The sequence below is a fragment of the Campylobacter sp. 2018MI01 genome (assembly GCF_018501205.1).
GTDB lineage: Bacteria > Campylobacterota > Campylobacteria > Campylobacterales > Campylobacteraceae > Campylobacter_E.
On the sequence record NZ_JAHCZE010000145.1, the window covers coordinates 1 to 474 of the forward strand.

The following is a 474-nucleotide window of genomic DNA, read 5'->3' on the forward strand; positions in this document are numbered from 1 at the left end:
GTCGGTCGGGGGATTCAGCCTGACGGCACAGATCTTTCGTGGGTGCAGTCTCTCAACCAGTGGTCCAAGGAGGAATCTGATCCCAGCGAGTTCCTGGACTCGCTGCGCTTCGAGATTAACTCTCGCGAGGTGTATGTCTTTACCCCCAAGGGCGATGTTATGAGCCTTCCTCAGGGCGCCACTCCGGTTGACTTCGCCTATGCCGTCCATACCGAGGTTGGTCACCGCTGTATTGGCGCCAGGGTGAACGGCAAACTTGTCACCCTCGATACCAAACTTAACAACGGCGACGTCATCGATATCCTCACGTCGAACGCGCCTGATGCGAGTCCCAGTCGTGACTGGCTGGGGTTCATCGCTTCTCCCCGTGCTCGTTCCAAGATTAAGTCTTACTTCACTAAGGAGCGCCGCGAGGAGTCCATTGAAGCCGGCAAGGACGCTATCGCAAAGCAGCTACGTCAAGCCGGTGTGCCG

1 protein-coding gene is annotated in these 474 nt (G+C 57.4%); it reads left to right on the forward strand.

The genetic code is table 11. From position 1 onward, the window contains the following. Nucleotides 1-474 (forward strand): TGS domain-containing protein (locus tag KJQ97_RS10080; RefSeq protein WP_214120691.1); only part of this gene is annotated, 474 nt, incomplete at both ends.